Raw genomic sequence first — 8,106 nt, 5'->3', positions numbered from 1 at the left:
TCACTAAAGCAACTGCTTCTTGCTTAAATTCGGTTGTATAAGTTTTGTTTTTTCGTTTTGTCATTTAACACCTCAATATTAGATCATTGTCCATTATTAAAGTGTCCTGCTCAATTAAACCAGTTCAAACTGTATTTTTACCTAAACCGCGATTACCACCTGTGATCACTGCAATTTTGTTGCTCATCGTGCTTACCCTTTTGCTTTGAAGTAATTGTGAGCAACCAGTATATTTACACTGCAAAACCAGATAAACCATGTAAAATCGAATTAACTGTTCGGAAATAACAAACAATCATGAATGAACTAAATGCCATGAAAACCTTTGTTCAGGTTGCAGAGCTAAAAAGCTTTTCGGCTGCAGCACTTGCACTGAGCATGCCTAAATCATCCGTCTCGCAGTTGGTCAAACAACTCGAAGATACGCTAGGTGCTCGGCTTCTAAACCGCACAACAAGACGGGTTACGCTGACCAATGAAGGCACTGTGTTTTATCAGCGCTGCAAAGATATGCTTGCTGATATAGACGAACTACAAACCCTATTTCATAAAAAAGACGAAGCGTTATCAGGGCGTCTTAGAGTAGATATGCCACAGCCAATTAGTCGGCGCTTAGTGCTACCGAATCTAGACAGCTTTTTATCTGCACACCCGCAATTAGAGATTGAACTGAGTAGTTCTGACAGACGAGTTAACCTAATTGAAGAAGGCTTTGATTGTGTAGTGCGAGTCGGTAATTTAGAAGACTCATCGCTGATTGCGAAAAAAATTGGCCACTGCCCTATGATTAACTGTGTCAGCCCAGGTTATATTAAAAACTATGGCAACATAACAAAACTTAGCGATTTAGCCGAGCACTACATTGTTCGCTATAGCCAAACGCTCGGCCAACTTGACCCAGGCTTTGAATACCAAGATACGCATGGCGATTGGCAAACCCTGACCATGAAATCACAACTTACAGTCAACAATACTGATGCTTATAAAGCAGCGTGTTTAGCTGGGCTTGGCCTTATTCAAGTGCCTCGTCATGGGGTTCTCGACGAGCTCAGCCGTGGTGAACTTATCCAAGTTTTACCTGACTATAATTTGCCGCCCATGCCTATGAATATCGTCTACCCAAATCGACGCCATTTACCAAGGCGTACCCGAGTGTTTATTGATTGGTTAAGCGAGCAATTAAAACCGATTACCCATAGCTAAGATACTTGCTATGTGCGCTTCAGTTTAACTACCTTTAATTACAGACAGCAGGAGTTGATCAATTTCATTATTCACTCCACCAACGCTACTATTGTTTAATATTACATAACCAATATTTTTATCTGTCACAGAGCGAGTTAAGGATGTCCAGCCTCTATTAAACCCTGCAAAACCTAGACTGTTATTCTCAGAGTCTACGACATAACTCATACTCCATCGCCCTCCTGTGTGAGGCTGAGCTTGAATCATATTTGCAATAAGCTGATTTGATAAAATATTTGAACCAATGTAATTACCTTGCTCATTTTTTAGCACTGCCTGATTAAACTTAGCTAAATCATCTGCCGTTGTTATAAAGCCAGCGGCAGCTGTTTCTGTAAAGTACACCATAGCTGTTTTGTTGCCATTCTCATCGTAAGGACTAGCCAGCTTTGCTGGAGAAATACGGTTGATATCAAACGAAGAATTTGTCATTCCGAGGGGTAAAAGAACGTTTTCAGTCATAAAATTACTGAAAGATTGATTAGTCAGGTCTTCAATTAACAGCTGAACTATCGTGTAACCACCACCTGAGTATGACCATTTAGTGTCAGGTTCATGAATAATTTTAACGGCTCCATCACCCGTATTATTGCCTTCTAATGACTCTACAAGAGTAGGTAATGGATCTTCAGCACTCCATCCATTGTAGCCACTTAATGAAAGCCCTGCAGTATGAGAGAGAATATTACGTAAAGTTACTTTGTTAGCATCAAACTGAGAATTCGGTATTTTCCAGCTTTTTAAGTAATCATTAATTGGTTTATCAAGTTCAACTTTACCTTGTTCAACTAGTATCATTGCGCCCCAAGCTGTAATCACTTTAGAAATGGAGCCAACATTGAATAAAGTTTTGTGTGTGATTGGGGTTCTATTTTCAGCGTCAGCATGGCCATAAGAATATGAACCAAGCACCTCATTCCCTTGAACAATCGATATAGCAATACCACGCGCTTTGCTTTTTTCAAGAATTAACGGGATCTCCTTATCTAGCACTTTAGAAAATTCTAAACTTTTGGTTTGTTTTGCATGTAATGAGCAAGACGATATTAAAAATAATATAAGAATTATAAACTTATTCATGAGCATCCTTGTTTTATAACGACCGCATCAAAGGCCTAATTTAATTGACTAAAATAGCATTCAAAGCAGAAACCAAGCACTTAGGACCTTCCCTTAAGCTATTGCCTGCTAAACTTTTAGAGCTGATAGTAACTTCTCAGCTTCATCAGATAGCTTAACGCGTTCATCCATTTCTGAAACATGCTTTAAGCGCGTGTAGATTTCAATATAACGTGTTCTTGCTTTTACAAAAGCCTCTGAATGATAGCAGCTGTAAATCCACTCCAGCTCTTGCTCTGATATGCTTTCGAGAACTCTGTATGGTACTTCCTCACAATACTCTAACAGTGAGAAGTTTGTTAGATGGCGCATATCAATAGGTTCTACTTTTTCATCAAGTAGCCATGGCAATAAATATACATTCGAAAACATAGTTTCAGCTAGTTCGTAAGACGCCTTATTAATATCACCAATACGAAACGTTAGTATCGAACGACACAACATTTGCACTGGCTCACCCATATCATCAGGAAAGTGTGAATCATGCCACTGTATATGTTGCTCAGCTTTTTTCATATCATTGAGTACGAGCAACAAAGGAAATATTAAATATCGCTTACCATAACCATCTGAGATACAGCCATAATCTCTAATCTCTCGGTTAAAAGCAGATTTATAGCTAGATATCTTTGCGCGAATTTTCTTGTCGGTATCTGGAATTATAAACATGAACAACATTTCCTCTTATTTGCTAACCGCTTATCTACGAATAAGAATATGCAAGTAGGCAATACAAAAATCCCCGCTTAATGGGCGGGGATTCCTAATATAACCATTTAACTAACTACTGAGTGACACCGTCAGCGGCAACTGGCTCTACGGGTTTTTCGTCACTTAATAAGTATTTTTCTAACCACTGCTCTTGCTCCCAAAGTACATGCAGCAAGCTCTTACGAGCGCGATAGCCATGCGCCTCATAAGGTAACATCACTAAGCGGGCTTCTTTACCTAAGCCTTTTAATGCAGCGTACATACGCTCACTTTGCATTGGGAAAGTACCCGAATTAGGATCTTCTTGACCATGGATCATCAGCATAGGCTCATTGATTTTCTCAGCGTGGAAAAACGGTGACATAGCCGCGTACACATCTTGCGCTTGCCAAAAATCACGCTCTTCACCTTGGAAACCAAATGGCGTTAGGGTGCGGTTGTAAGCACCACTGCGAGCAATACCGGTTTTAAATAAATCGCTGTGCGCTAATAAATTCGCCACCATAAAGGCACCATAAGAGTGACCAGCAATGGCAATGTTATCTTTATCTGCCACACCTTTTTCAACAAGTACATCTACCGCAGCCTTAGCACTTGCCACCAGCTGCTTACGGAATAAGTCGTTTGGCTCTTTACCGTCAACACCCACGATTGGCATTTTCGGGTCGTCAAATACGGCAATACCTTTTGCAAGGTAAGGCATTGGCCCCCAATAACCGATGTAGGTAAATTCATACGGCGACTCGCGCATTTGCGACGCAACGGCTTTATCTTTATATTCAAGCGGATAAGCCCACATTAGAACCGGTAACGGGCCTTGAGTTGAATCATAACCCGGCGGTAAATAAAGCGTACCACTAAGCTCAACACCATCATCACGCTTGTATCGTATTAACTCTTTAGTCACCCCTTTAAATTCTGGGTAAGGGTGCTCAAAAGTCGTAAGTTGAGTCAGGGTTTTATCGTCTAAGTCGCGAATAAAGAAGTTAGGTTGCTCAGTTTTAGATTCGCGAATCGTAATTAAACGCTCGCCTTCATCATCAAGCATTGCACGCACACGCTCATAATATGGCGCTTCTGATTGCCAAACGCGTGTTGTGGTATTGGTTTTTACATCATATCGGTCTAAAAACGGAATATTACCTTGTTCAGAGGCACCGTTACCGCGTAAGAAAAGATAACGCCCACCAACAACTTTTAATACGTCAGCGCCTAAATCATTCTTTTCATAAATTGGGTAACCTGGATCTTTATACGCATCGTTATAGCTGCGCTCAGAAAATAGCACGCGGTTTTTATCTGCATTACGTGGTTGAATAACAAATGTGCGAACTTGTCGGTCGCTAAAGCGCCATTCAGATAACAGAGCAACATTACCGTTGCCCCAAGTAATTGAGTCAAAACGGCGTTCAACTTTCGCAAATAACTTCGCATCACGTTTAAATGGTGCTCTTAGGCTATAAAGGTAATCGTGATGAGAAACGTCGGTTTTCATATCACCGCCGTCTTGTGCTTCTGCCCAAATGACTTCAGCGCCTTGATCTGCTCGCCATTGAAATTCGCGGCGACCAGTACGCACACTGTCATAACCTTGTGGAATGTTATCTGCTAAAGGCTGCTTCGCAAGCTCTGCAAGCGTATAGCCACGCATGCCCCAAATTTGCCAAGTCGCTGCAAATCGGCTGTAAGGTACTTGATACGAAAAAGGCTCATCAATCATGCCAACCAAAATATTGGTTGAATCAGGCGAGACCGAAAACGATTTAATTAAGCCCGGTTGACCAATCGGTTGGCCTTGACCACTGAGCGGAATATAAGTCAGCTGGCTTTGGGCAAAGAACTTAAATTGTGCTTCATCGTATGGGCTAGTTAGCAGGTTTTGATAAGTACGCGCAGGCGCTTTTTCACCACTACTTTGCTGAATAACAGGCACAACCTGCGAGCTGTCGTTGCTGATACGTGCTTTACCAATATTGACCGCTGCATTAGCGACAATAGCGCTGCTATCTGGTAACCAAGTATAAGGCGTGCGCGTTAGCACAGAATTAAGAGGCGTATCACTTAACTGGCGGGCTTGTTTAGTACTTACATTATAGACCCATAGGTTAGCACTCGATGCTTGTTCAACCACAAACGCCAAGTATTGACTGTCGCTTGACCAACTTGGTGAGCGTAAAATGCCATTTGGCAAACCAGATACAACAATTTCAGAGCCTGTTTCAACATGCTTAAGCACTAAAGATGTAAATTTATTACGCACTCGTGAGCGCGAAAAATTAGCAGGATTAAGCTTAATGCCCGCAAGTTTTAACTCTTCTTTGGCTAAGTCTTGTAAGGTATCGATGCGTTTTCTATCAAATAACGCCAGCCACTGGCCATCATTCGATAAATAACTACTTGGTGCGAGCTTAGCGTCAACCACAGCAGCCAGTGCCGGCGATGGAGTTTGATAACCTTGATTAGCAAAACTGGGTGTGCAAACAGCTGCGCCAATGACTAGCGCAAAAAGCAGTTTAAATGCTTTCATGTTCGTTCCTTTTTCGTTTTTATTTTCGATTCTGTAAACAAGTAGAACATGTTTGCAGCATTTCATAAAGAGTTTCGACCCTTTTGGCAGCCAATCAGTGACTTAAACAGCTAAATTACGCTAAAATAAGAGCACTCTATTCGCCACTTTTTGCTAATAAAAATGAAAAAATCGACAGGCAAAGTCACAATTTGGGATGTGGCTGAACAAGCACAGGTTTCAAAGTCAACCGTGTCTTTGGTCCTTACCAACAGTGATAAGGTCAGTAAAAAAAGTAAAGAAAAAGTACTGGCTGCCATTGATAAGCTTGGCTATGTGTATAACCGCGATGCTGCAGCCCTACGCAGCAAGCGATCAAACCTAGTCGCGTTGGTTATAAATGACTTAACCAACCCGTATTCAGCTCAGCTTGCTGTTGGTCTCGAAAAACACATCTTTGAGCTTGGCATGCTGCCAATGCTGGTGAATATTGCAGAGTGTGTCGAAAGGCAAACTCAAGTGGTGAAAACCCTAAAAGAATACAACGTATCGGCGTTTATTATGTGTCCAGCACCGGGGACAGAGCAGCAGTGGCAAGATGATTTAATAAATAGTGGTTTTCCGGTTATTAATATCATGCGTGAAATTCCGTTTTCAGCTGCGCCTTGTATTTTGCCTGATAACAAAAAAGGCACACATATTTCGACTAGCCATATTTTATCGCAAGGCATAGAAGAAGTTGCATTTTTAGGCGGCACGGCAGAAATATCTGACTACCATGAACGTTTAAGTGGTTTTTTAGCTGCGCTTGAGCAATTTAATATCACTGACGAAAAACCCGTTATTCAAGCGCCGACAAACCGCCAAGGTGGCCGAGAAGCCTTTAATACCCTTATAAAACAAGCGCCAAATACCAAGGCCATTGTCTGTTTTAATGATGTGATTGCTTACGGCGCGATTGAAGCTATGCGCCAACACGGCCTTGAGCCGGGTAAAGACATTAAAGTTATTGGCTTTGATGACCTAGAAGATTCACGCTTAATGCTGCCCTCTCTTTCAACCATCGCCATTAATGCCGATGAAATCGGTAAACGCACCTGCCAGGTGTTAAAAGAACTATTAGATAAATCAACGCCACCCGTTCGCACCTTGGTGGATGTTAACTTAAAAATACGAGATTCAAGTCAATGAAAAAAGTGTTAGTGATCGGTTATGTATGGCCTGAGCCTAATTCGTCGGCAGCCGGCACCCACATGATGTCACTCTTGCGCGCCTTTCGTGCAGAAAACTGGCAAGTTGAATTTGCAAGCCCAGCGCAAAAAACCGAACACATGGTGGATCTCAGCGAAGATTGCATTACCACACAGGTCATTGCATTAAACTGCTCAAGCTTTGATGAGTACGTGCAAGCGTATAACCCTGATATTGTGATGTTTGATCGCTTTATGATGGAAGAACAGTTCGGTTGGCGAGTCGATAAATACTGCCCTAACGCACTTAAAATTCTTGATACCGAAGATTTACAGTGCCTAAGAAATTCCCGTCACGAAGCTCACAAAGCAGGCCGAGAATTCAGCCATAGTGATTTACACAGCGATATTGCAAAGCGAGAAATCGCGGCAATTTTACGCTCAGACATCAGCTTAATTATCTCGCATTACGAGATGCAGCTACTCAATGACGTTTTCAAAGTAGATAACGCCCTACTTCATCATTTACCATTTTTGGTTGATTTACAGCATATTCCTACCAGCACCAAAGCATTTGCTGAGCGTAAGCACTTTATGACCATTGGTAATTTTCGTCATGCGCCAAACTGGGATGCAGTGTTGTACTTGCAACAGATTTGGCCGCTGATCCGCAAACAATTACCCGATGCTGAACTCCATATTTATGGCTCCTACCCGCCACCTAAGGCGACAGCGCTTAACAATCCAAAAACCGGCTTCTTAATCAAAGGCTGGGCAGATGATGCTTATCAAGTTATGGAAGATGCCCGAGTATGTTTATCGCCACTGCGTTTTGGGGCGGGTATTAAGGGTAAGTTACTCGAAGCGATGATCATGCAAACGCCGAGCGTAACAACCCCTATTGGTAGTGAAGGCATGCATCAAGATGAGCCATGGTCAGGCGCAATCTGTGAGGATGCACAGCAATTTTCAGGTGCTGCAGTAGCACTTTATCAAGATGAAGCGTTATTTAATGAGGCACAGCAAAATGGCCAGCAGTTATTGCAAAAATATTATGATAAATCAAAACTTCAGTCGCAGTTAATCGCTAAAATCACCGCCATTAGTGAGTCATTAGCGCAGCATAGACAGCAAAATTTTACCGGCCAAATGCTTAAACATCACACCATGCGTTCGACCCAATACATGGCGCAGTGGATTGAAGCAAAAAATAAGTAATTTTGCCGTAAATAACACTAGACATAGCGGCTTTTGTCGCTAAAATCGCGCTGGTCAATTTAAGCGATATAGTCTAGCTATTAGACTATATCTTATTGAATTTTGGTCTATCCTTAA

The 8,106-nt window shown here is 41.9% G+C and carries 6 protein-coding genes; 3 read left to right on the top strand and 3 right to left on the bottom strand.

Features of this window, described 5'->3' with window-relative positions:
• Positions 1 to 297 precede the first annotated feature (297 nt).
• Positions 298 to 1,203 (top strand): LysR family transcriptional regulator, encoded by a 906-nt coding sequence (locus L1266_RS18180; RefSeq protein ID WP_235378064.1) that lies wholly within the window; start codon positions 298 to 300, stop codon positions 1,201 to 1,203.
• 24 nt (positions 1,204 to 1,227) lie between these two features.
• Here the strand turns inward: L1266_RS18180 and L1266_RS18175 are convergent, their stop codons facing one another.
• The 3 genes from L1266_RS18175 to L1266_RS18165 all read right to left on the bottom strand — a co-directional run bounded on the left by L1266_RS18175 (position 1,228) and on the right by L1266_RS18165 (position 5,602).
• The gene (locus L1266_RS18175; protein ID WP_235378063.1) at positions 1,228 to 2,325 is read right to left on the bottom strand and encodes a serine hydrolase domain-containing protein; all 1,098 of its coding nucleotides are present in this window, start codon (positions 2,323 to 2,325) and stop codon (positions 1,228 to 1,230) included.
• A 108-nt stretch (positions 2,326 to 2,433) separates the two neighbouring features.
• The gene (locus L1266_RS18170; protein ID WP_235378062.1) at positions 2,434 to 3,033 is read right to left on the bottom strand and encodes a hypothetical protein; all 600 of its coding nucleotides are present in this window, start codon (positions 3,031 to 3,033) and stop codon (positions 2,434 to 2,436) included.
• A gap of 115 nt (positions 3,034 to 3,148) precedes the next feature.
• On the bottom strand, positions 3,149 to 5,602 hold the full coding sequence (locus L1266_RS18165) for a S9 family peptidase (RefSeq protein WP_235378061.1): 2,454 nt from the start codon (positions 5,600 to 5,602) through the stop codon (positions 3,149 to 3,151).
• Positions 5,603 to 5,764: 162 nt separating this feature from the next.
• On the opposite strand from L1266_RS18165, the gene L1266_RS18160 reads away from it, so the two are divergent.
• A complete protein-coding gene (locus tag L1266_RS18160; protein WP_054553993.1) occupies positions 5,765 to 6,772 on the top strand; it encodes a LacI family DNA-binding transcriptional regulator in 1,008 nt (335 codons plus the stop codon).
• Positions 6,769 to 7,989 carry a glycosyltransferase family 4 protein gene (locus tag L1266_RS18155; RefSeq protein ID WP_235378060.1) on the top strand — a complete coding sequence of 407 codons (1,221 nt, stop codon included), beginning with the start codon at positions 6,769 to 6,771 and terminating at the stop codon, positions 7,987 to 7,989. The genes L1266_RS18160 and L1266_RS18155 overlap by 4 nt, the downstream gene beginning before the upstream one ends.
• The last annotated feature ends 117 nt before the right edge of the window (positions 7,990 to 8,106 follow it).

The organism is Pseudoalteromonas sp. Cn5-37 (assembly GCF_021532495.1).
In the GTDB taxonomy this organism is placed as follows: Bacteria; Pseudomonadota; Gammaproteobacteria; order Enterobacterales; family Alteromonadaceae; genus Pseudoalteromonas; species Pseudoalteromonas simplex.
The sequence above is the reverse complement of the archived record's forward strand: the minus strand, read 5'-3'. Positions and strand labels throughout refer to the sequence as shown.